The 22,395-nt window shown below is 63.5% G+C and carries 19 protein-coding genes; 9 read left to right on the top strand and 10 right to left on the bottom strand.

Annotated features, from left to right (window positions below; genetic code table 11):
- Nucleotides 1-30: 30 nt before the first annotated feature.
- The 3 genes from ACVZUB_RS13635 to ACVZUB_RS13645 form a co-directional block, all read right to left on the bottom strand.
- The gene (locus ACVZUB_RS13635; RefSeq protein ID WP_065455676.1) at nucleotides 31-2,535 is read right to left on the bottom strand and encodes a DEAD/DEAH box helicase; all 2,505 of its coding nucleotides are present in this window, start codon (nucleotides 2,533-2,535) and stop codon (nucleotides 31-33) included.
- 26 nt (nucleotides 2,536-2,561) lie between these two features.
- Nucleotides 2,562-3,599, bottom strand: coding sequence for an alpha/beta fold hydrolase (locus tag ACVZUB_RS13640; RefSeq protein WP_482628482.1), 1,038 nt, complete (start codon nucleotides 3,597-3,599; stop codon nucleotides 2,562-2,564).
- Between the two features lie 181 nt (nucleotides 3,600-3,780).
- Nucleotides 3,781-4,740, bottom strand: coding sequence for a proteasome assembly chaperone family protein (locus ACVZUB_RS13645; protein WP_003942198.1), 960 nt, complete (start codon nucleotides 4,738-4,740; stop codon nucleotides 3,781-3,783).
- Nucleotides 4,741-5,095: 355 nt separating this feature from the next.
- On the opposite strand from ACVZUB_RS13645, the gene ACVZUB_RS13650 reads away from it, so the two are divergent.
- Both ACVZUB_RS13650 and ACVZUB_RS13655 read left to right on the top strand, forming a co-directional pair.
- Nucleotides 5,096-5,851, top strand: a complete 756-nt coding sequence (locus ACVZUB_RS13650) for a sensor domain-containing protein (RefSeq protein WP_459682724.1) — start codon at nucleotides 5,096-5,098, stop codon at nucleotides 5,849-5,851.
- 155 nt (nucleotides 5,852-6,006) lie between these two features.
- On the top strand, nucleotides 6,007-7,140 hold the full coding sequence (locus tag ACVZUB_RS13655) for a DUF4192 domain-containing protein (protein ID WP_219467490.1): 1,134 nt from the start codon (nucleotides 6,007-6,009) through the stop codon (nucleotides 7,138-7,140).
- On the opposite strand, the gene galE is transcribed toward ACVZUB_RS13655, so the two are convergent.
- Both galE and ACVZUB_RS13665 read right to left on the bottom strand, forming a co-directional pair.
- On the bottom strand, nucleotides 7,137-8,126 hold the full coding sequence (gene galE / locus ACVZUB_RS13660) for a UDP-glucose 4-epimerase GalE (RefSeq protein ID WP_003942257.1): 990 nt from the start codon (nucleotides 8,124-8,126) through the stop codon (nucleotides 7,137-7,139). The genes ACVZUB_RS13655 and galE overlap by 4 nt on opposite strands.
- A gap of 8 nt (nucleotides 8,127-8,134) precedes the next feature.
- Nucleotides 8,135-8,821: an iron-dependent transcriptional repressor DtxR gene (locus tag ACVZUB_RS13665; protein WP_003942150.1), complete on the bottom strand. Its 687-nt coding sequence runs from the start codon at nucleotides 8,819-8,821 to the stop codon at nucleotides 8,135-8,137.
- A 176-nt stretch (nucleotides 8,822-8,997) separates the two neighbouring features.
- Here ACVZUB_RS13665 and ACVZUB_RS13670 point away from each other — a divergent pair, with 176 nt between their 5' ends.
- Both ACVZUB_RS13670 and ACVZUB_RS13675 read left to right on the top strand, forming a co-directional pair.
- Nucleotides 8,998-10,269 (top strand): acetoin utilization protein AcuC, encoded by a 1,272-nt coding sequence (locus ACVZUB_RS13670; RefSeq protein WP_042919945.1) that lies wholly within the window; start codon nucleotides 8,998-9,000, stop codon nucleotides 10,267-10,269.
- The gene (locus tag ACVZUB_RS13675; protein ID WP_482628483.1) at nucleotides 10,262-12,973 is read left to right on the top strand and encodes a bifunctional acetate--CoA ligase family protein/GNAT family N-acetyltransferase; all 2,712 of its coding nucleotides are present in this window, start codon (nucleotides 10,262-10,264) and stop codon (nucleotides 12,971-12,973) included. Before ACVZUB_RS13670 ends, ACVZUB_RS13675 begins: the two co-directional genes overlap by 8 nt.
- 124 nt (nucleotides 12,974-13,097) lie before the next feature.
- Here ACVZUB_RS13675 and ACVZUB_RS13680 read toward each other — a convergent pair whose 3' ends face one another.
- The 3 genes from ACVZUB_RS13680 to ACVZUB_RS13690 all read right to left on the bottom strand — a co-directional run bounded on the left by ACVZUB_RS13680 (nucleotide 13,098) and on the right by ACVZUB_RS13690 (nucleotide 16,114).
- Nucleotides 13,098-14,069: a sigma-70 family RNA polymerase sigma factor gene (locus tag ACVZUB_RS13680; RefSeq protein ID WP_003942639.1), complete on the bottom strand. Its 972-nt coding sequence runs from the start codon at nucleotides 14,067-14,069 to the stop codon at nucleotides 13,098-13,100.
- Between the two features lie 159 nt (nucleotides 14,070-14,228).
- The gene (locus ACVZUB_RS13685) at nucleotides 14,229-15,728 is read right to left on the bottom strand and encodes a DUF7782 domain-containing protein (protein WP_054188517.1); all 1,500 of its coding nucleotides are present in this window, start codon (nucleotides 15,726-15,728) and stop codon (nucleotides 14,229-14,231) included.
- A 26-nt stretch (nucleotides 15,729-15,754) separates the two neighbouring features.
- Nucleotides 15,755-16,114, bottom strand: a complete 360-nt coding sequence (locus tag ACVZUB_RS13690; protein WP_003942638.1) for a DUF3099 domain-containing protein — start codon at nucleotides 16,112-16,114, stop codon at nucleotides 15,755-15,757.
- Between the two features lie 83 nt (nucleotides 16,115-16,197).
- Between ACVZUB_RS13690 and ACVZUB_RS13695 the strand changes: the two genes are divergently transcribed.
- Nucleotides 16,198-16,434, top strand: coding sequence for a DUF3039 domain-containing protein (locus tag ACVZUB_RS13695; protein WP_003942602.1), 237 nt, complete (start codon nucleotides 16,198-16,200; stop codon nucleotides 16,432-16,434).
- Here ACVZUB_RS13695 and ACVZUB_RS13700 read toward each other — a convergent pair.
- On the bottom strand, nucleotides 16,407-17,669 hold the full coding sequence (locus ACVZUB_RS13700) for a YihY/virulence factor BrkB family protein (protein WP_030536891.1): 1,263 nt from the start codon (nucleotides 17,667-17,669) through the stop codon (nucleotides 16,407-16,409). The genes ACVZUB_RS13695 and ACVZUB_RS13700 overlap by 28 nt on opposite strands.
- 256 nt (nucleotides 17,670-17,925) lie before the next feature.
- Between ACVZUB_RS13700 and ACVZUB_RS13705 the strand changes: the two genes are divergently transcribed.
- Nucleotides 17,926-19,704, top strand: coding sequence for a DEAD/DEAH box helicase (locus tag ACVZUB_RS13705; protein WP_003942642.1), 1,779 nt, complete (start codon nucleotides 17,926-17,928; stop codon nucleotides 19,702-19,704).
- A gap of 133 nt (nucleotides 19,705-19,837) precedes the next feature.
- On the opposite strand, the gene ACVZUB_RS13710 is transcribed toward ACVZUB_RS13705, so the two are convergent.
- Nucleotides 19,838-20,029 (bottom strand): DUF7455 domain-containing protein, encoded by a 192-nt coding sequence (locus ACVZUB_RS13710; protein ID WP_003942643.1) that lies wholly within the window; start codon nucleotides 20,027-20,029, stop codon nucleotides 19,838-19,840.
- 234 nt (nucleotides 20,030-20,263) lie between these two features.
- Between ACVZUB_RS13710 and ACVZUB_RS13715 the strand changes: the two genes are divergently transcribed.
- The 3 genes from ACVZUB_RS13715 to ACVZUB_RS13725 all read left to right on the top strand — a co-directional run bounded on the left by ACVZUB_RS13715 (nucleotide 20,264) and on the right by ACVZUB_RS13725 (nucleotide 22,390).
- Nucleotides 20,264-20,641 carry a DUF952 domain-containing protein gene (locus ACVZUB_RS13715; RefSeq protein WP_209922846.1) on the top strand — a complete coding sequence of 126 codons (378 nt, stop codon included), beginning with the start codon at nucleotides 20,264-20,266 and terminating at the stop codon, nucleotides 20,639-20,641.
- An 86-nt stretch (nucleotides 20,642-20,727) separates the two neighbouring features.
- On the top strand, nucleotides 20,728-21,210 hold the full coding sequence (locus tag ACVZUB_RS13720; protein WP_021344116.1) for a cation:proton antiporter regulatory subunit: 483 nt from the start codon (nucleotides 20,728-20,730) through the stop codon (nucleotides 21,208-21,210).
- A gap of 7 nt (nucleotides 21,211-21,217) precedes the next feature.
- Nucleotides 21,218-22,390, top strand: coding sequence for a cation:proton antiporter (locus tag ACVZUB_RS13725; protein WP_166502234.1), 1,173 nt, complete (start codon nucleotides 21,218-21,220; stop codon nucleotides 22,388-22,390).
- Nucleotides 22,391-22,395: the final 5 nt, after the last annotated feature.

Raw genomic sequence — 22,395 nt, forward strand, 5'->3', positions numbered from 1 at the left:
AGCGATGACTACCAAAAAGGCGCACAGGCGCTAGCCTTCCACGACGCTCAGCTCGTCGAACACGATTTCACCCGCGGCATCCGATTCCGGGATGTCGACGACGGCAAGCAGTGCCCATCCGTGATCGCCCTCCGGATCCTCGAGCACCTGCCGCACCCGCCAGAACTCACCCTCTTCGGTGACCTGGAAGAGCGCCGGCCCGCGCGCCGATGGCCCGGTTCCGATTGTTGCGTACTCCTCGAAGTACGGGAGTAGTTGCTCCTCCCACTCGGCGGCGTCGATACCGTCCTCGAGGTTTTCCAGCTCGTTCCACTGCCGACGCGACGCGAGGTCGATGCGTCGGAACATCGCATTGCGCACCATGACGCGGAATGCGCGCGGGTTCGCCGAGATGGGACGGGGAATGTCGGCGCCGAACGCAACCTCTTCCGTGTCTGCCTCGGCTCCGGGGTCGGTGAGTGACTCCCATTCGTCGAGCAGGCTCGAGTCGACCTGACGGATCAGCTCGCCCAACCACTCGATGATGTCTTCGAGTTCCTCGGTGCGCGCTTCCGCCGGGACGGTCTGTCGCAGCGCGCGGTAGGCGTCGGCGAGGTAGCGCAGGACGAGGCCCTCGGACCGGGTGAGTCCGTAATGGCTGATCAACTCGGCAAACGTCATGGCGCGTTCGATCATGTCGCGCACCACGGACTTGGGGGAGAGGGCGAACTCGGTGATCCACGGGTGGCCACCCCGGTACATTTCGAAAGCCGGGAACAGCAAGTCCGACAACGGTTTCGGCCACGTAACCTCTTCGAGGAGTTCCATGCGCTCCTCGTACTCGATGCCGTCGGCCTTCATCTGCGCCACCGCTTCGCCACGAGCGAAGTGCTGCTGCGCCATCAGAACCTGACGCGGATCGTCGAGCGTCGACTCGATGATCGAGACGACATCGAGTGCGTAACTGTCGGATTCGACGTCGAGAAGTTCGAATGCCGCCAAGGCGAACGGTGAGAGTGGCTGGTTCAAGGCGAAGTCGCGTTGCAGGTCCATCGTCAACCGAGCCATGCGGCCGTACTCGTCGGGTTCGTCGAGGCGTTCCACGATGCCGGCGCTGAGCAATCCGCGATACAGCGAGATCGCTTTGAGGATGTGCTTGCGCTGCGCCGGACGCGATTCGTGGTTGTCCTCCAACAGGTGCCGCATCGCGTCGAAGCAGTTACCCGGGCGGGCAATGACATTGAGCAGCATCGAGTTGCTGACCGAGAATCGCGACACCAACGGCTCGGGCGATGCGGCGACCAAGCGATCGAACGTCGCTTCGCTCCAGGACACAAACCCCTCGGGAGCCTTCTTGCGTTGAATCTTCTTGATCTTCTTCGGATCGTCGCCGGCCTTGGCGACTGCCCGCAGATTCTCTACTTCGTGTTCCGGTGCCTGGACGACGACGGTGCCCATCGTGTCGTAGCCTGCACGACCCGCGCGGCCGGCGATCTGATGGAACTCGCGGGCTTTCAGATGCCGAGTGCGGACGCCGTCGTACTTGGCCAGACCCGTGAGCAGCACCGTGCGGATCGGGACGTTGATGCCGACGCCGAGGGTGTCGGTACCACAAATCACCTTGAGAAGCCCGTCCTGTGCGAGAACTTCGATGAGCCGTCGGTACTTGGGCAGCATGCCCGCATGGTGAACGCCGATGCCGTGCCGGACCAGGCGGGAGAGTGTTTTTCCGAACCCGGTGGTGAAGCGGAAACCACCCAGCGCCTCGGCGATCGCTTCCTTCTCTTCTTTGGAACAGAAATTGACGCTCGTCAGTGCCTGGGCGCGTTCGAGGGCGGCGGCCTGCGTGAAATGCACGATGTAGACGGGGGACTGGTTGGTGGTCACCAGATCTTCGATGGTTTCGCCGACCGGCGTGGTCGCGTACGAGAACATCAGCGGCACGGGGCGTTCTGTGCCGGAGACGACGGTGGTGGGTTTCCCGGTACGGCGCGTCAGATCTTCGGAGAAGAAGTCGACTTCACCGAGAGTTGCCGACATCAACAGGAACTGGGCGTGCGGCAACTCGATGAGCGGAACCTGCCACGCCCAACCTCGATCGGGTTCGGAGTAGAAGTGGAACTCGTCCATCACGACCTGGCCGATATCGGAGTTCGGGCCCTCGCGCAGTGCAAGATTCGCGACGATTTCGGCCGTCGCACAAATGATCGGCGCCGACGAGTTCACGGCGGCGTCGCCGGTCATCATGCCGACGTTCTCGGCACCGAAGACCTCACACAGTGCAAAGAACTTCTCGCTCACCAAGGCCTTGATCGGCGCTGTGTAATAGGTGCGCTTGCCGAGCGACATCGCATAGAAATGCGCGCCGATCGCCACCATCGATTTGCCTGACCCGGTCGGCGTCGCAAGGATCACGTTTGCACCCGAGACCAACTCCATGACGGCCTCTTCTTGGGCCGGGTAGAGCGTCAAACCTCGTTCGATGGTCCACGAAGAGAAGGCGTCGAAAACGGAATCAGGATCCGCGTTGTCGGGGAGAAGTTCCGTCAGCAGCACTCGTACAGGCTAGCCGCAACCGTGGATCAGGTTGCGCTTCGCTCGTCCGAGCCCATGGCGTCGAGCACCGCCATGCGGGTGGACGACGTTCCGGTGATGGTGTTCTCGCCGACCCCGGAGATCAGCATGTGGCGCCATCGAGCCTCGTCGAAGACGAGTGGTGCGGTGCTGGAAAGAAAATCTTCGACGATCTGCAGGAAACGCATCGGATCGTCGCGGAACGGGAAGTGGCCCGAGCCGCGGAAGACTTCGAGGCGTGAGTTCGGCATCGCCGCGTGCGCGAGATGAGCGTGGGAGACGGGAATGACGGAGTCGTCGTCGCCCCAGATCAGTTGAACCGGCAGATTCTCGGTCAGATAACAGCGGTCGAGCATCGTGACGACCTGTCCGCGCCAGTCCACGACGGCCCGCAGCGTACGAAGGTAGGCCTCGTAGGCAGTGGGGTCGGGGAGATCAGCGAGCACGCGAATCAGGTCCGGTGTGTCATGCAACATGGTGCCGGGACGCAGATTTGAACCGTGAACTACGCCGGCAAGGTTCCCGGCCATCCGGACGAGCGGCATCGCACCAGGTATCCGGAGCAGCTTTACCACCTCGTTGATCACCGGAACGGACATGAGGCGCAGCAGCGGATGGACGTCCTTGGTGACGCCACCGGCCGAGACCAGCACGAGGCGATCCACCATGTGTGGGAATTGGTAGGAGAACTGCATCGCTACGCCGCCGCCGAGCGAGTGCCCGATGACGGTGACGTGCTCGATGCCGAGCGTCGACAGAAGATCCCGCATGCCGTTGGCGTACGCGGCTACCGAGTAATCCGCGCGTGGCTTGTCGGAACGGCCGTGACCCAACAGGTCAGGTGCGATGACCGTGTACTTCTTGGCGAGGTGGGGAATGATCTCGGTCCACGTCGACGAGTTGTCGCCGATTCCGTGCAGGAGCAGTACTGCCGGACCCTCGCCGGCTATCCGAAATGCGCGTCGGTAGCCGTGAATCGTCCGGAACATCATCCGCGGTTCCTCGTCGGGGACCGGTCGGAGCTGACGGTTCCGTGGTCTGCTCATGTCGCCTCCTGGCTCGGCGTGTGACCACGTTGACTGTCTGCTCCAGTTGTTGAGCCGTCAACGAAAATCACACAGAGTTTGAGGCTATCCGACGGATGTGTCCTGAACAACAGCCCAGGTAACGGAGGGGTTGCGGAATGCGCACAATGTCGAATTATGCGCCCCGCCCGTCACATTTTCGTCAGTTGTCGCCTCGATCGAGGTCTCCAGCTGAGCCGAAGTCGTCATTTCCTGCCTGTTCGGCCAGGAACTTTTCGAACTCTGCGCCGATCTCGTCACCGCTGGGAAGGTCGGCCTCGCCGGCCAGAAGGGACGACTGTTGTTCCTGAGCGGCGACAAAAGTGTCGTATTGACGCTCCAAAGCGTGGACTACAGTCTGAACTTCTTCGTTCCCGGCTATGTGCTCGTTAACCTGTTCCCGAACGCGCGCCGCGGCCTCACCCAGTGCAACCAAGGGCAACTCCAGATCCGAAACCTCGGAAACGTTTTCGAGCAAAGTTTCTGCGGCGCCCGGGTAGTCCGTTTGCGCGAGGTAGTGGGGGACATGCACCGAAAAGCCCATCGCCTCGTGCCCGTGCTGAGACATACGAAGCTCGAGCAGTGATGATGCGCTGCCGGGAACCTGCAGTTCACCTGACCAACGCTGATGGTCCTGGATCAGGTCCTTGTTGGTCGAATGTGCTGTCACACCCAGCGGTCGGGTGTGCGGGATTGCCATCGGAATCGCGTTGAGCCCGATGGTTCGACGCACTCCCAACTGTTCGGACAACAGGCGAACGGCTGTGGTGAACCGCTCCCACTTGAGGTCCGGTTCCATCCCCGCGAGCAGCAGGAACGGCGTGCCGGCCGTATCGCGCAGTGCGTACAGATTGAGCGCCGGAGCGTCGTAATCGGAGAAATGATCGGCCTTGAACGTCATCGTCGGTCGACGTGAGCGGTAGTCGATCAGCTCGTCGACAGCAAACGACGCGACAAGCTCGGTCTCGAGGCTTTCGCGCAGATGCGTCGTCGCCAACTTTACGGCGTGACCGGCGTCGGAGTAACCCTCGAGTCCGTGAATCAGGATCGGTCCCTGGCCGTCGGCAGCCGCCAACTGGGGCGCCGGAAATTCCAGCTCGTACATCCTCGACTGTTCGTCCATCGCAGTCCCCTTCGCTCTTCGGTCTTGATCTCAAGTGTCCACTATCGGCGCACGCTCGACAGCATCGGAGTCAGGTGCCCGACAGCACTGGATCAGACGTTCATCGGTAAGAACACCGAGTCGGTGACCGATCATTCCCGATCCGACGAGACGGGCGTTCGCCGAGAGCGAAGCCGAGCGGTATCTTTCGACACTTGGCCTGGGCGTTCGCTAGATGTCGGGTGCGCGGCTTCGGACATGGCAGAGTGGAAGACAAGGTCGGCACGGCCGATTTGTCCGAAATGGATTGGTCGAGTGTCGGGATCGGTCGAGTGCGGAGGCTTACATGCGGGTGTGTCCACGATCGTCCAGGCGAGTGGCCGCATGCTCACTTGCTGCGGTGGCCGCCGTTGCACTACTCGCGGGCTGCTCCGGGTCTGTCCAAGGAGCACCCGTTCCGGACTCCGTGCCGGCGACTGCCGGTGCGACCGACAGCGGCTCGGCGGCGCCGAGTACGACGGCTGCACCCAAATCCTCGACGCCGAAATCCACCTCTCCGAAAACGGCGGCACCGCTGTCCGAACTGCTGCTGACTCCCGAGGAATTCCCTGAGCCCTTCGGCGCTGTTGTGCTGCCCCCGCAAGCCGTTCCGATGGCAGCGCCGGATCTAGTCGGCGTCCCGCGCGGTGCCACCGTCGATCCGTCCGAATGTGAGCCACCGGAACAGGATTACGGTCCGAACGGGACCGTGATGGCGGTCGGGACCGACAACGCGACGAGGGCAACGATTTCGGTCGAACTCACGAAGGTCGATGCACCACTGGACGAGTTGGAAGCGCAAACTCGGCAGTGCCCGTCCATGACTGTCACTGCGAACGGCGTCACTACGACAGTGACGACGGAAATTCTTCCGCCGTCGCCGATCGATGCCGACAAGACGATGTCACTTCGCCGCACTGTCGTGTCCCCCAAGGCCACAGCCGGTGATCAGACGATGCTGACCTTGATCGCGCAGGTCGGCGACGTACGGGTGGCGACAACACTGATGACGTTCGGTTCTGCGACGCCCTCGACGGCACCGCTGGATCAAGCGTTCACCGCAGCCGTACAGAAGGTCAAAGCAGGCAAGTGATTTCGCAGCACACAGGTCCGACAAGTAGCGGAACTGCTCGGTGCGGCGCGGTACTTGGTCCCCAACAAATGCGGTAATCCACAGACGAGTTGGACGCAGCTGTTTTCCCTGGTCGAGCAGACGGCCGGGTCAGGGTGATCAGCGACGGTGTGTGCATGACGACATCACCTCTTCCTGGAGAATTCGAATTCTCCGACGACGACCTTGCCGCCCTTCTCGGATGCGTCGAACGCGTCTCCGATCCAGGCGAATTGATCGCGGCAATACCCGCACTCCTGGGCTTCCATCCGTCCAACTCCGTCGTTGCGCTGTCTCTGATGGGCGCCTCTGCCTCGACGCTCGGACCAGTGATGCGGCACGACTACTTTCCCAGTGTCAGGGGAAAGCCCGCGAGGCAGATGAGCGCGGCGCTGCGCCAGTTCGCCGCCGTCTGTGACGGGGAAGGCGCGCGTGCGGTCGTTCTCGTGGTGATCACCGATTGCTCGGCAGCTGAAACTCTGATCGATGAAACCATCGATCTGGCCGAGGTATTCGAAGACATGCTCTGCGGAACCTGCGTCGAGCTGGCCGACGTATTGTGCACGGCCGCAATAGAATCTGGCCAGCCGTGGACGAGCGTCATGCGTTCGATTCACCGCGGCACCCTGCCAGACCCGGCATCTTCGTCGGTTGCAGCAGCACAGGTGTTGGGCGGGAGGGTCATTCGCCGTTCGCGTGAGGAACTGGTCCGGTGGGTACACGGCGCCGCTCGCAATCACGACACGATTGCCCGACTGATCGCGAGCCGACGAGAGTCGAGCGCGCACAGTGGGGGACCGAGCGGTGAAACCGCAGTTCAGTGCCGGATCGATCTGGTGTTGGAACATGTCCGCCGTGTCGAGGCAGGCGCTCACTGCCCTGACCCGCAGGAATGCGCCGATCTGGTGGTCGCATTGACGGACGTACGCGTGCGCGACGTGGTGCTGGGATTGGCGATCACGTCCGTTGCGGCACATGCTGAGCAATTGTGGCTCGTGCTCACCCATGAAGTACCGTCACCCGAACGAGCTTGGCCGGCAACACTTCTCGGCTTCTTTGCATACGTGCGTGGCGACGGCCCTCTGGCAGGTGTTGCGCTGTCGGCCGCACTGTCGGCCGATTCGGAACACACCTTGGCGGGATTGCTGGATCTATCGCTGCAATCCGGTGTGCGCCCCGACGGAATCCGTGACCTCGCGGCCGTCGGATTGTCCATCGGGGAATCGCTCGGAATCACCGGCTTGCCGCCGGCACTGCCGAGTGGAAGCTAGCGAGCAGCGTGTGAGCGGTCGCCCAGATCCTGGAGGAACTGCCATGCGTCGGCGACGATGACGTCGAGATCGGTACGCGTGGGCGTCCAACCGAGCTCGGCAATCGCCTTGTCGCTCGATGCGATCAGTACTGCCGGATCACCCAGCCGTCGTGACGCGTCCTCGACGTTGATCGGCAGGCCGGTGACCCGCGCACAGGCGGCGATCACCTCGCGCACGCTGAAGCCGGCACCGCTTCCGAGGTTGTAGATGCGGTGCTCGCCGGGAACCGAGGATTCGAGCGCCAGTAGATGTGCTTCGGCGAGGTCCAGCACGTGGATGTAGTCGCGTACCGCGGTTCCGTCCGGCGTGGGCCAGTCGGTTCCGAAGACCGAGATCTTGTCCCGCTGTTCGAGCGCGACCTGCAGGACGAGTGGAATCAGGTGGGTTTCGATCACCCGGTTCTCGCCGGCGGACTTGTACGCACCTGCGACGTTGAAGTAGCGCAAGCTCGTCGCACCGAGGCCGTGGGCGATCGAGTACGAGGTGATCGCATGATCGATCGCGAGCTTGGTCGCGCCGTACGGATTGGTGGGGCGGGTCGGAGCGGTCTCCACGATGGGGGACTGCTCCGGTTCGCCGTACGTAGCGGCGGTGGACGAGAACACGAGGCGCGGAGTACCGGAGACACGGATCGCCTCGAGCAACTCGATGGTCGTGACGACGTTTCCGCGCCAGTACTTTTCGGGGTGCAGCACCGATTCGCCGACCAGCGACTGCGCCGCGAAGTGAAGCACACCGTCGAAAACCGGTGAACCCGCACTGCCGAGGACGTCGGCAGCAAGCGCTCCCACGTCTCCTTCGATGAACTCGGCACCGGCAGGCACCGCGTCGGCATTTCCGGTGGATAGGTCGTCGATGACGACAACCTCGTGTCCACGCTCGAGCAACACAGTGCTGCACACACTGCCGACGTAACCGGCGCCGCCGGTGACCAGGAGTTTCATCTACTTCCTCAGACCTGCTTGACCTGAACGGCGTGAGCCATTTCCTCGGACAGGTCGAACCCGCTGTGACCCGGCACGATGATCGTCACCGAGCCCGGACGGGTTTCGACCGTCACCCTGGCGTCGGGAACGACGCCGGCGTCACGCAGCTGCGCGATCACCTCGGGATCGGACTGCACGTGCTCGGCCAGTCGCCGAACGACCACAGCTGTCTGTGCGCCGTGCGGAATATCGGTCAGGCGCACCAATGTTTCGGTGGTGGCAACCGGGCCGTCGAGTCCCAACTGGTCCAAGCCCGGAATCGGGTTGCCGTAGGGCGACGTCGTGGGGTTGTTCAGAACGACGACGAGCCGACGCTCGACCTCCTCGCTCATCACGTGCTCCCAACGGCATGCCTCGGCATGTACGTCTTCCCATTTGAGACCGATGACGTCCACCAGCAGGCGCTCTGCCAACCGGTGCTTACGCATGACAGAGATCGCGAGATCGCGACCCTTGTCGGTGAGTTCCAGATGTCGATCGCCGGCGACCATCAGCAAGCCGTCACGCTCCATACGCGCAACAGTCTGGCTGACGGTGGGTCCGCTCTGTTCGAGCCGTTCGGCGATCCGCGCCCGGAGTGGGACTACGCCCTCTTCTTCCAAGTCGTAGATCGTCCGGAGATACATCTCCGTGGTGTCGACTAGATCCTTCACACTCAACCCCTTCGTCAGTTGATCATTCTACCGTTCAGTTCGTGGTTCCGGTGCCGCCTCCACCGCGGCGAGTCCAGCGCGTGTCCGAATTGGATTCGTGTCACTCGATCTCGGTCTCCGAAGCGGGCCACGAGTGTGGTGTGCAGCACGAAACGAGAAGGAAGTAGCGTGATCCCATGACCGCGTCGATCAGATCTGACGGGGACCCCGCGGCGTCTCGAGCGAATCGAGTCGTGGTGTGGAGTCCGGAGTACCTGAGCTATCGGTGGAGCGCCGATCACCCGATGAATCCCACTCGCCTCGATCTCACGATGGCACTCTCGCGAAGCCTCGGACTTCTCGAGGGCATCGAATTTCTCGAACCGAGTGCCGCGTCCGATGCCGACCTCCTCAGAATCCACACACCGGCATATCTTGCAGCGGTCAAAGACGCGGGTAACTCTGCGAACAACGGTGTGAGCGGCCAGGATGTTCCCCACGGGCTCGGTACCGAGGACAACCCGGTCTTCCCGCACATGCACGAAGCCAGTGCGATCCTCGCCGGCGGCTCGCTGGCCGCAGCGCAGGAAATCGCTTCGGGACGTACGAGGCGCGCGGTCAGCATCGGCGGCGGCATGCACCACGCGATGGCGGATTGGGCCTCTGGATTCTGCGTCTACAACGATGCGGCGGTTGCGATTTCGTGGCTGCTCGACAACGGCTACGACCGCATCGCCTACATCGACGTCGACGCTCACCACGGCGACGGAGTGCAACATGCGTTCCTCGGGGACCCGCGGGTGCTCACGGTCTCGCTGCATCAGCACCCGGCAACCTTGTGGCCGAACACCGGATGGTCGAGCGAGGTCGGCGACGGGGCCGCCGAAGGTACGGCGGTGAACATCCCGGTGCTGCCCGGAACCGTCGACGCGTTGTGGCTGCGTGCATTTCACGCCGTCGTCCCGGGAGCCATTGCAGCCTTCCGCCCGCAGATCATCATCAGCCAGTGCGGAGTCGACTCGCACCGCGAGGACCCGCTCGCGGATCTCGCCCTCACCGTCGACGGTCAGCGCGCCGCGTTCCTGGCGATGCGTGACCTCGCCGACCGCTACTCCGAGGGGCGGTGGCTGGCAGTCGGAGGCGGGGGATACGGACTGGTGCGCGTCGTGCCGAGGGCATGGACTCACTTGATCGCTGCAGCGCTCGATCGCGAGATCGACGTCGACATCGCTGTCCCCGAAGACTGGAAGGAATCGACGAAGCTGCGAGCGCCGAGCGTCGACCTCCCGCCGACCATGGGGGACGGCGGCGATGTCGCCTACACGCCGTGGGACGGCCCGGGTGGTACACCGGAGACAGGTGTCGCCTCGGTGGACCGTGCACTCACCCGTATCGACTCGGCGATCATCGCGACACGTCGCGCTTCGTTCCCACTACTCGGACTCGACCCGGAGGATCCCCGTGACTGAACAGTCCGATACCGAAGCTGCCGGCGGCGAGGCGAGCGGCCAGGCGCCGAAGACCGACCCCGCTCACACCTATCCCCATTCCTGGGTAGTCGATGTTCTCGCCTCCGACGGCGGAGCGGTGGCGTTGCGACCCATCGTTCCCGAAGACGCGGACAAGCTCGTCGAATTCCACGGCAAACTCTCCGAGCGCACCCGGTATCTGCGCTACTTCGGCCCGTACCCCACGATGTCGGCGCGCGACGTCAAGAACTTCACGACGGTCGACCACCACAACCGCGTGGCGTTCGTGATGATGCTCGGCGACGAGATCATCGCGGTGGGTCGATACGAGCGACTGCTCGACGTCGGTGACGGAAAGTCTGCCGAGGTCGCCTTCGTCGTCGCCGACGCACACCAGGGGCGCGGCCTCGGCCCGATCCTGCTCGAGTACCTGGCAGCGGCAGCGGCCGAGAACGGTCTGACGATGTTCGTCGCCGAGGTCCTCTCCGAGAACCGCAACATGGTGACGGTGTTCCGTGAGGCGGGGTATCAGGTGAGCCGCTCTTTCGACGGTGGCGTGCTGAGACTCGAATTCGCGATCGACCCGACGGAAGCGCTTGTTTCAGTACGCAATTCGCGTGAGCGGGCAGCTGAGGCCCGCAGCATGGGAAACGTGCTCAGCCCGCGATCGGTGGCGGTGATCGGCGCATCAGCGGACCCGGCCAAAGTGGGTAACGCGGTGTTGACCAACCTGCTGCGCGGCGGATTCACCGGACCGGTCTATCCCGTCAACGCAGAGCATCGTTCGGTACACGGCGTTCGGGCATATCCGACGGTTCGTGACATCCCCGACGACGTCGATCTCGCCGTCGTGGCTGTACCTGCAGAATCGATCAATTCGGTACTCGACGACTGCCTCGACAAGGGCGTCAAAGCGCTGGTGGTCGTCTCGTCGGGCTTCAGTGAGAGTGGTCCGGACGGGCGCTCGTCCGAACGCAAACTGGTCCATGCAGCGCGCGCTCACGGTATGCGCCTCATCGGCCCGAATGCGCTGGGTGTCGCGAACAACGACCCGGCGATTTCGTTGAATGCGACGCTCGCGCCGGTCTTGCCGGTGGCAGGCAACGTCGGCTTCTTCTGTCAGTCCGGCGCGCTCGGTATCGCCATTCTCGACGAAGCCGCTCGCAGCCGAATCGGATTGTCCGCCTTCGTTTCCGCCGGTAACCGTGCGGACGTCTCGGGTAACGACCTTCTGCAGTACTGGGATTCCGACCAGTCCACCGAAGTGGTCCTTCTCTATCTGGAGAGCTTCGGCAACCCACGGAAGTTCTCTCGCATCGCCCGTCGAGTTGCACGGAAGAAGCCGATCGTCGCAGTGAAGAGCGGTCGGCACGCGGTTCCGCCGGTGCTCGCCGCCACCGGAGTCGAGATCGACGATTCGATCGTCCGCGCCCTCTTCGAACAGGCGGGCGTCATTCAGGTCGGTTCCATTTCACAATTGTTCGACTGCGCCTTGCTCTTCGGATACCAACCGTTGCCCGCCGGCCCACGGCTTGCGGTCATCGGCAACTCGACCGCGCTCGGTGTCCTCGCTGCGGACGCGGCCCGCAGTGAAGGTCTGCAGGTCAGCGACCCGGTCGACCTCGGCGCCCAGGCGAGTCCGGAACTGTTCGCCACTGCCGTGCGCGACGCTTTGGCGTCGTTCGACGTCGATGCCGTCATCGCCGTCTTCGTTCCTCCGGTAGCCATTCCGGTCGAGCCGTTCGCGAAAGCACTCAAGGACGCCGTCGAAGGCTCGGACAAGCCGATTCTCACCACGTTCCTCGCAGCTGAGGGTGTGCCGGACGTCCTGGCGGTTCGTGACGAAGTCGGTAACCCGACCCGCGGTTCGGTGCCGTCCTACCCGGGGCCGGAGCGTGCCGCCCTGGCGTTGGCGAGGGCTTGGCGATACGCGGAGTGGCGCAGCAAGCCTGCGTCGAAGGTGGTTCGCCCCGTGGGTATCGACTCCGAGCGAGCCCAGAAGATGGTGGCCGATTGGCTTGAAAACTCTCCTGGCCGTTGGCTTTCAGATGTGGAAGCGGCGGCACTGCTCGAGTGTTACGGGGTCGCCGTCGTCGAATTCCGTTCGGTCCTGAGCGAAGACGAAGCAGTAGAGGCAGCGGATGCTGTCGGCTACCCGGTCGCGGTCAAGGCAACCGGCGAAATGTGGCGACACCGACCGGATCTGGGCGGTGTCAGGCTGGATCTGAGTGGACCGGAATCGGTGCGCCTCGCTTACCGAGATCTTGCGGCCGCGTCGGGTGAACCGCTGCTGCACGTGCAGAAAATGGCAACCAAGGGCATCGGATGTGTGGTTGGTGTCCAAGACGACCCGTCGTTCGGTTCGCTGATCTCGTTCGGGCTTGCCGGTGTGATCTCCGATCTCCTCGGTGACCGTGCCTATCGCGTACTGCCTCTCACCGAGGACGCTGCTACGGAATTGATCGACGCGCCCAAGGCCGCGCCGCTTCTCTCCGGATACCGCAACGCCGTTCCGGTCAACAAGGGTGCGTTGGTTGATCTGGTCCAGCGCATCTCGGCGCTGGCCGACGACATTCCCGAAGTCCGCGAACTGGCCTGTGAGCCGGTACTCGCTTCGGCTACCGGCGCGGAGATCACCGATTCACGTGTCCGAATCGGACCTGAGCCGAGCGCAATCGACCTGGGGCCCAGGCGGCTGCGGTAGACACAGCGAACAACACCGGCCACCGCACATTCCCGAGGGGGAGGGAAGTAGCGGTGGCCGGTGCTTTGTGCGGTGCGTCAGCGCGAGTGGTGTGGCGCGCTGACGCACGTGCTGTGTTGTTTGATCAGCTCGCGTAGGACCGCAGTTTCTCGGCGCGATCACCGACGCGGAGCTTGCCCATGACCTCACGCTCGATCTGACGAACCCGCTCACGCGAGAGGCCGAAGAGCTTGCCGATCTGATCGAGGGTGCGGGGCTGGCCGTCGTCGAGACCGTAGCGAAGTCGGATGACCTGCTGCTCCCGCTCGTCGAGCGTCCCGAGCACGCTGCGCACATCGCTGTGCAGCAGACCGGCGATGACGGCGTTCTCGGCCGAGGTCGCCTCGGAATCTTCGATGAAATCGCCCAAGGGCGCTTCTTCGTCGTTGCCCACAGGCATATCCAGGCTTACCGGGTCGCGGCTGTGGTCGAGCAGGTCGGCAATCTTGTGCGCCGGGATGCCCGACTCTTCGGCCAACTCGTCGTCCGTGGCTTCTCGCCCGAGCTGCTGGTGCAGTTCGCGCTTGATGCGGGCGAGCTTGTTGACCTGCTCCACGAGGTGGACTGGGAGCCGGATGGTGCGGCTCTGATCAGCCATTCCGCGGGTGATCGCCTGACGGATCCACCAGGTGGCGTACGTCGAGAACTTGAAGCCCTTGGCGTAGTCGAACTTCTCCATTGCACGGATGAGTCCGAGGTTGCCTTCTTGAATCAGATCGAGGAGCGGCATGCCGCGGCCGGTGTAGCGCTTGGCCAGCGACACGACGAGTCGTAGGTTCGCTTCCAGGAGGTGGCTACGTGCCGACTGTCCCTCGCGAACGATCGTTGCGAGATCCCTCTTCTTGGCGACTGTCAGGCGCTTTCCCGTGGCAAGGACGTGGCTGGCGTACAGCCCCGCTTCGATTCGCTTCGCCAGTTCGACCTCGTCTGCTGCTGTCAGCAGTGCAGTACGACCGATCCCGTTCAGGTAGACGCGGACCAGGTCTGCGGCCGGGCTCTGGGCGTCCAGATCTGCGGCGCTCGGACGAATGCGAGTAGTGGTGCTGGGGCTTGTCATGACTTGCCTCCCTATCGGCGGTCTCTCACACAGTTCAACGTGTGAGAGTTCCGGGAAAGTTCCCGTGCCGATTTCCGCTAAATCGCCGTGACCTGCAGTTATTTCCCAGTCGTCCTGAGAAGTTGCTGAGAACACAAAAATCTGCAACTCACCGGGAACTCAGTTCGTGACGGGAAGCACCAACCCGTGCCGAACCAGCGAGACCATCATTGTGACGACGGCCTCACGTAGCTGGTCCGGGTCTTCGCCGTTCGCCGCGGCAAGAAGTTCGATCAATTCGTCGACCACCAGTCCATCCGCTCGGAGTCCGGCCAACAGCGCAGCACCGAGCTCGTCGATCTCGTGCTGCCAGTGCGGTCCGTTGCCGCGGTGCACACGCGTGACCACTTGTTGCCATCCCTCGTCACCGGGGAGGTAGACGCGTTCGAGAGCCGTGTCCGGATCGAGGACGAAGCGTTCCTCGAGGACGTCGTGTTCACGCAACCAGGCAAGACGGTCGAAGTAAGCGAGCGCCTCGGCCCCGAGCGGGTCCGAGAAGCCGTGCATGAGGTCCTCGGCCATCAGGTCGGTGGGGGAGTCGGTGCGGCGAAGGAACACGAAACCGAAGCCGACGCCCTCGACGTCGGATTCTTCGAGGTGATCCAGCCAGGCGTTTGCTCTCGATGCCGTTTCAGGATCTCGCGGATCCTGCCCGCCGTCCTTGAGCCACGTGCCGACGTACAGAGCCGGATCCGCGACATCGCGCTGGACCACCCAGGCATCGACGCCGTGGGCCGGCAGCCACGACGCGATCCGCGACCGCCAGTCCTGCCCTTCGACGTGCACCCAGGACGCCAGCAGAGCTGCCGTGCCGCCGGGGTTCAGGTAGTCGATCGATTGCGAGATCATCAATTCGCTCGCACCGTCGAGATCGAGGCCGGAATCGCGGTACGTGTGATGGACGCGTGCCTCGCCGACGACAAACGGCGGATTGGCGACCACCTGGTCGAAGGTTCGACCCTCGACGGGTTCGAACCAGGACCCTTGAAGGAGTTCGACGTCCAGTCCGTTGAGGGCCATGGTTGCTGCCGTGAGGTCGACAGCGCGTTGATTGATGTCGGTTGCGGTGACCGAATCGGCGTACGTGTTCGCGTGCAGGGCTTGGATGCCGCATCCCGTACCGAGGTCGAGCACGCTGCCGACCCTCGCGGTGGGCGTGGCCTGCAGCAAGGACAGTGACGCATGCCCGACGCCCAGCACATGATCGGCCGTGGCCTTCTTGGGACGGATTCCGCCGTCGAGATCCGAGATCACCCAACGATCGCCGTCGCCGACGTCGATGGGGCGAAGATCCACCGCGGCCCGCACGAGCGGATTCTCACTGTCGAAGTTCTCACCTTCGAGCAGACCGGCGTCGACGCACTGCGCGATTGTCAGCGGAGCCAGCGCCGCGGCGACGTCGCCCGCCGGGCAGTCATCGGCGAGAAGGAACAGTCTGATGAGAACGCCCAGGTCCCCGAGTTCTCGGGTGGCGCGGCGCACGGGCACCGGCTCACTTCGGCCGAGAGCAGCGTGAACTTCGGGACCCAACGCCTCGAGCATGGTTCCGGTGTCGAATCGATTGCGAAGCAGAGCCTCACGCAGCGCAGGGGTGATGGACAGGAGCGTTTCGCTTCTCACCCTGTCATTCTCGCAGGCGGAACTTGTCAGCCTTCGATGGTGTGGTGCGTCGCGGATTCGATCTCGCCTGCGGTCTTCTTTCGTCCGTCGTATCGACTCGGTTCGTCCTTGGTGCGCGGTGGTCGGTCGTTGGCGATCAGGACGGCGATCCAGGGAAGCGGAATGGATGCACCGATGATGAGCATCGAGATCCAGGCGTTGGCCCAGATGCCGTACGCGATCGCCGCGAGGATCAACGCCGGGAACCGGAAGGACATGATGATCATGTACTTGCGCACTCGGGCTTTGTGCTGTTCTTCGACGGACTGCTGCGCTTCGGTGATCAGTACGGGATTGTCGGGAGTCCCGGCCTCGTCGGACCTGCCGAACGCGCCATTTCGTGCCATGACTCCACTGTTCCACTCTCGGCCGACAATTGCACACGACCCGTGGGTCGCACCGCTGTGACGGAGACGGCATTATTGGAGGGGTGAGCACTCAAACCAAGGAACGTCCCGACGTCTCCACCGACGAAACGACCGACGACGACACCCCGAAGTTCTTCCACTACGTGAAGAAGAACAAGATCGCCGAGAGCGCCGTCATGGGAACCCATGTCGTCGCGCTGTGCGGTGAGGTGTTTCCCGTGACGAAGTCCGCCAAGCCGGGATCACCGGTGTGCCCGGACTGCAAGAAGATTTACGAAGGACTCCGTAAGGGCGACTGACCTCGGGTCAGGCGAGCGGGAGTACTTCCGGAGCTCGGCGGATCGACAGCCTCGACGCAGTCGGCCGCCGGGCTCTTCGCGTCTGCGTGCGGTTCATCGCAGGGATCTTGGTCGACGCACGAGTTCTGGCGCGACTCCGATTGTCTGCTCTCGGTTTGTCTGCTGCGGGGCCGCCCGTACGAGGGGACCGTGGCCGGGTCCGCTTTGTCGCCCGAGATGCGGATCGGGCTGGTGGCCAGGTGCCAGGTCAGGTTGGTGACCGGACCGGTCTTTTCGTCGGTGTTCTGAGCCGCAAGCCACTCTCGCATCTGCTCCATCCGAGTGGCACGAGCGGGCCAGAACTCCTGAACCGTCGCGTTGAACTCGGCGCCGAGCACGACGGCAAAACCGAGGAAGAACGTGAAGAGCAGAAACGCGATCGGCGTTGCCAGTGCGCCGTACGTGTAGCCGGTGCTGGTGACGAATCCCAGGTACCAGCGCAATCCAGTGCTGGCGGCCATGAAGAACACACCAGCGACCAGGGCGCCCGCGAGCAGCCGATGCCACGGCAGCGACTTCGGCAGAGCGACTTTGTAGAGCGTCGTGAGGCCGATGATCACCAGCAGACCGACAGCGGGGTAGTAGAACGTGTCGACCAGATTCGATCCGACCACGTACCAGGAGGCCGGCAGTGCTCGCCCGACGAGCGTCGGCCCCAGAGCTACCAGCGGCAGGATGAACACCGCCATCACCAGGAACATCACGTAGAGCAGCAGGGCGAAGATGCGCTGCCAGATGGGATTGCGGGCATCCTGCTGCCCGTGTGCTTCCACGATCGAGTCGACGAACGTACTGATCGCCGATGATCCCGCCCACAGGGAGAGCAGGAAGCCCACCGAGATGATCTCCGGGCGTCCGCGCTGAAGGACGTCCGTCACCGTCGGGCGGATGATCTGGTCGACGACGCTTTCGCTGAAGATCGTTCCGCTGAACGTGACGATCTTGGATTCGATGATCTCGACGGTGTTGGGTCCGAACCACCCACCGATGTAGCCGATCATTCCCAGAAGGCCGAGCAGCAGGGGAGCAAGCGACAGCGTTTGCCAGAACGCGGCCGTAGCCGCCTTTCCGAAGATGGAATCGTCCCAGGCCTTGCTCAGGGTTCGACCGATCAACTGCCCGGTGCGGCGTAGCGGATGCCATCTGCGGTGGTGCAGATCACTTCCGCTCGACTTCTCGCCTCGCGCTTCACTCATGATGTCTCCAGCATCCCTGACGACACACCCGGTTGCCCAACCATGGCGCCGACGTGTCGCACATTTCTGAGACAATTCGCGTGCAGGTCGGCAGGATGCGAGAGAAGCGAAACCTCGCCGGCCGGAGTGAGAACGGCCATGAGTACGCGCTTCGAGTGCGGCTTTCGTCGGTGGCGGCGGCTAGGCTCGTCGCCGGACATTGATGAAAATTCGAGGAGCGCGAGACAACAGTGCGATTCCAGTGGAGGCGCGGCCTATGACGTCTGAGACCGTGGCAGCCGAGTTCGGCAAGTCGCCCGAACCCGCCGGAGCTCAATCCGCGGGAACCCAACCTGGCGCCCCTACCGGTTCCCTTCGTGCATGGCAGCGCCGTGCACTGACCAAATACCTTTCCAGCAGTCCGCGTGACTTTCTGGCGGTCGCAACGCCGGGAGCAGGTAAGACCACCTTCGCTCTGCGGGTAGCTTCGGAATTGCTCCGTGACCGGACGGTCGACCAGATAACCGTCGTGGCGCCGACCGAGCACCTCAAACACCAGTGGGCGGAGTCCGCACAGCGCTCCGGCCTCGCATTGGACTCGCGGTTCTCCAACTCGACCGGCCAGACCTCGAGTGACTATCACGGCGTCGTGCTGACCTACGCCCAGGTTGCCTCGCACCCGTCGAAGCATCGTGTGCGCACCGAGGGCCGCAAGACGCTGGTCATCCTCGACGAGATCCACCACGGCGGCGACGCCAAGAGCTGGGGCGACGCCATTCGTGAAGCGTTCGGCGACGCGACCAGGCGTCTCGCACTGACCGGAACCCCGTTCCGCAGTGACGACAGTGCCATTCCTTTTGTCGAGTACGAGCCGGACAAGGAAGGTCTGCTCCGCTCGAAAGCCGACCACTCCTACGGATATTCGGATGCCCTCAAGGACGGCGTGGTTCGCCCCGTCGTGTTTCTCGCCTACTCGGGCGAGGCACGGTGGCGAAACAACGCCGGCGAGGAATTCACCGCTCGACTCGGCGAGCCGCTGAGCGCCGAGCAGACGACTCGGGCATGGCGTACGGCCTTGGACCCTGCCGGCGACTGGATTCCTGCCGTGCTGCAAGCAGCAGACACCCGTTTGGCGCAGCTGCGCAGTACCGGTATGCCCGATGCCGGCGGACTTGTCATCGCGACGGACCAGACAGTGGCCCGCGAGTACGCGAAGGCCCTGACCGCGATCACCGGCGAACAGCCGGCTGTCGTGCTGTCCGACGACCCCACCGCGTCCAAGCGAATCGCCGAATTCGGTGCGAGCGACCAGAAATGGATGGTCGCGGTCCGCATGGTGTCCGAGGGCGTCGACGTTCCCCGTCTGGCGGTCGGTGTGTACGCGACCAGCGCGTCGACTCCGCTGTACTTCGCTCAGGCGATCGGGCGCTTCGTACGTTCGCGTCGTAAGGGCGAAACTGCCAGCGTCTTCCTGCCGTCGGTGCCGGTGCTTCTCGACCTTGCCGCACAGCTCGAGGCCCAGCGTGATCACGTACTCGGCAAGCCGCATCGTGAGAAGGACGGCCTCGAAGACGACCTGCTCGCCGATGCGAACAAGCAGAAGGACGAGCTGGGCGAGGAGGAGAAGGCGTTCACGTCCCTGGGCGCCGATGCCGAACTCGACCAGGTGATCTACGACGGATCATCCTTCGGTACCGCGACATTCGCCGGAAGTGACGAGGAAGCCGACTACCTCGGTCTGCCAGGCCTACTCGACGCCGATCAGATGCGGGCATTGCTGCGTCAACGCCAGCAGACGCAGGTCGAGGCCAACTCGGCCAAGGCCGCCGCCCCGCAACCCACGGCGGCAGTGGTATCCGATCGAGCGGCCACGGCAGATCAGCTCGGTGCGCTCCGCAAGGAGCTCAACGGGTTGGTGGCGATGAACGTTCACCGCACTGGTAAGCCGCACGGCATCATTCACGCGGAACTGCGCCGAGTGTGCGGCGGTCCGCCGACGGCCATCGCTACTGTCGATCAGCTGACCGAACGCATCGCGATTCTCCGCAGCTGGTAGCAGCCGATACCGGTCCCGCACGCTTCGCGTGCTTGCGGCCCCGGAACGGCAGAACGGGCGATCACAGTGATTGTGATCGCCCGTTCTGGCGTTCATGGCGCGCCTCGTGAAGAGGCCACCCCCGGCTGACAGGTCAGATTGCGGGTTCGCTTTCGGAGACGACGGCATTCATCTCGCGAAGTCGATCCGCGTGTTCGGTTGCGTGGTGTCCGCAGAAGAGAAGCTCGCCGCCGGTGGGAAGCACGGCGCGTACGCGTGCTCCGGCACCGCACCGGTCGCACCGGTCGGCAGCGGTCAACTGTGGGCTGGTCAGTGTTCCGGGCATGACTCCTCCGTACTGGCTTTGCGGCATTCGGGCCGCGTGCCTGGGGCCTGGTCCGCCGCGTCGGAATGGCGCGGTAGATCCACTCTTACAGACGTTTGGGGTTTACGGGTTGTTCCCGAAGGCGTTTCTTAGTGTTGTGTCTCACTGGAAATGCGCTGGGCAGGCATTCTCGGGTGAAGATTGTTCGCTGACAGCTGATTCGGATCGCCGACCTCAGCCCGATATTCTGGGCGGATGAACCCGGGACGCGAACCACTTGTCGACGAGAGCGTCGAGTTGCTCCACATGTGCACGCGCGAGGAGTGGGCGCGGGCACAACAGCTCGGTGAACGTATCCCCGACGGATTCGAGGCGGAGGGATTTGTCCACATGTCGACTCCGGCGCAAGTTCATCTCCCGGCCAATCGGATCTTTGCCGGCCGTGACGACATAGTCCTTCTGGCTATCGATCCGGCCTTGCTCGGCGGTCAGGTCAAGTACGAACCGGGTGTCCCCTCGGACCCGGAATCGATGCGATTCCCGCATCTGTACGCCCCGATTCCCGTCGCAGCCGTCACCGCTGTCGTCGAGTATTTTCCGGACGAGAACGGCGTGTTTTCGCCGGTTCGGTAGGTCGCCGGTTCGCTCGCCGCGAAGTGCTCCCCGCGGATAACGGCCCTCCCGCGATGCAGGTCACCGATCGGCGCTACCGTTGGTATATGAACGTAGAAGTCACCCCACTACCGGGGATCGGGACGCGCAAGGATTTTGTTCTGTCTTCCGGTCGTCGCGTGGGTGTCGTCACCCATCGGGACGGTCATACCGACCTCATCGTTTCCAAGGCAGACGACCCTGACGCGTGTGCTGCCTCGCTGCCTCTGACCACCGAGGAAGCGGCAGCGCTCAGCAATCTCCTGGGTGCCCCCCAGCTCGTTGCTCAGCTCGAGGAAGAGCACCGTGATCTTCCGGGCATTCGAACCAAACAGCTCTACATCAAGGACGGTTCTCGCTACGACGGACAGACCCTCGGGGACACCGGCATGCGCACGCGTACCGGAGTGTCCATCGTCGCCGTCATGCGGGCAGGACAGGTGAGCCCGTCTCCGAACCCCGACTTCACGTTCACCGGGGGAGACCTTCTCGTGGCAGTCGGAACGCCGGACGGTTTGGCTGCAGCGGCAAAAATCTTGGCCAACGGCTGACTGGCGCGTGGACACAACCACCCTCGCACTGATCGAACTCGGCGCGGTCTTCTTCGCGCTCGGACTGCTCGGACGGCTCGCTGCTCGCGTCGGCATGTCGCCCATCCCGTTCTACCTGATCGGCGGCCTGTGCTTCGGACAGGGCGGTTTCATCCAGCTCGGCGACATCGGCGAGTTCTCCCATCTGGCAAGTGAGATCGGGATCGTCCTGCTCTTGCTGCTGTTGGGGCTCGAATACACTGCGGCCGAGCTCGTCACCGGTCTCAAACGCTCGCGGGTAGCCGGCATCGTCGACATCGTCCTCAACGCCACCCCTGGCGCGGTTGTCGGCTTGATGCTCGGCTGGGGCGTCGTGGGGGCGACGGTCATGGCCGGCGTCACCTACATCTCGTCTTCGGGAATCATCGCCAAGGTGCTCAGCGACCTGGGGCGCCTCGGTAACCGCGAGACACCGGTCGTGCTGTCGATTCTGGTGTTCGAAGACTTGGCGATGGCGCTGTACCTGCCGATTCTGACCGCGATGCTCGCGGGCGTGAGCTTCATGGGCGGGCTCGAAGCGGTCGGGATCTCGTTGTTGGTCATCACCGTGGTTCTTGTCGTGGCCCTCCGATACGGACGGTACGTCTCCGCCCTCCTCGACAGTCCCGACAGTGAGACGCTCCTGCTCAAGCTGCTCGGTGCCGCACTGTTGGTCGCCGGCATCAGTTCGGCGATGCAGGTGTCGGCGGCTGTGGGCGCATTCCTCCTCGGAATCGCGATCTCGGGGTCGACGGCGCACAATGCCAGTCGCGTGCTCGAGCCCCTTCGAGATCTGTTCGCCGCAATGTTCTTCGTGGTCTTCGGTCTCAACACCGATCCCAGTTCCATTCCGCCAGTCCTCGGATGGGCCGCGATCCTGGCAGTGGTCACGGCGATCACGAAGCTGATCACCGGCGCTTGGGCGGCCAGACGTCAGGGTGTCGCGCGAATGGGTCAGGCGCGCGCCGGTGCCGCTCTGATCGCCCGCGGTGAGTTCTCCATCATCATCGCCGGCCTCGCGGTGTCCGCAGGCGCCGTCGACGCCGAACTTGCCGCATTGGCAACTGCTTACGTGCTCCTGATGGCGGTCATCGGCCCGGTGGCGGCAAGAGTTATCGAACCGGTCGCCTCGTTGTACATCAAGGTTCGTACGAAGTCCTGATTGCG

Source organism: Rhodococcus sp. OS5 (assembly GCF_056837585.1).